This is a genomic window from Massilia genomosp. 1 (genome assembly GCF_011682185.1).
Lineage (GTDB): Bacteria > Pseudomonadota > Gammaproteobacteria > Burkholderiales > Burkholderiaceae_D > Telluria_A > Telluria_A rubra.
Map to the genome: position 1 here is coordinate 1 of NZ_WHJF01000438.1, position 362 is coordinate 362.

At 49.4% G+C, this 362-nt stretch carries 1 protein-coding gene; it reads left to right on the forward strand.

Features of this window, described 5'->3' with window-relative positions; translation table 11 throughout:
- On the forward strand, positions 1–362 hold a 362-nt coding region (locus F1735_RS34395), incomplete at both ends, for a hypothetical protein (protein ID WP_167241539.1).

Sequence of the window (362 nt, forward strand, 5' to 3'; positions counted from 1 at the left end):
ACTTGATTCGCGTCCTGTGCGATGGTTTCGCAACCCGCCTCGCACAACTCCAGGCGGAATCGCCACCGCCGCTTGACTCTGGGAAATACTCAGCAAGTGTGCAGATCAATAACAGAATTTTTGAAGCCGCAAGAGTTGCACATATTCCAGCGCGTAATCAGCAGACGCAGCGATATGGGTATGGAAACATGGTGAGCATGGCGCTTCCCAACGTAATTCCTGATTCCTGGTACTCCAACCACGATCAACGTGTCTTGGAGTTTATTCGTGGAGAAAACAAGAAAATTGCGTATATCTGTTCTGGGCTTGTCGCTTCTCTGCTTCAAGCTTGGAGCGTCGCTTTTTTTGGAAAGATCGGAAGC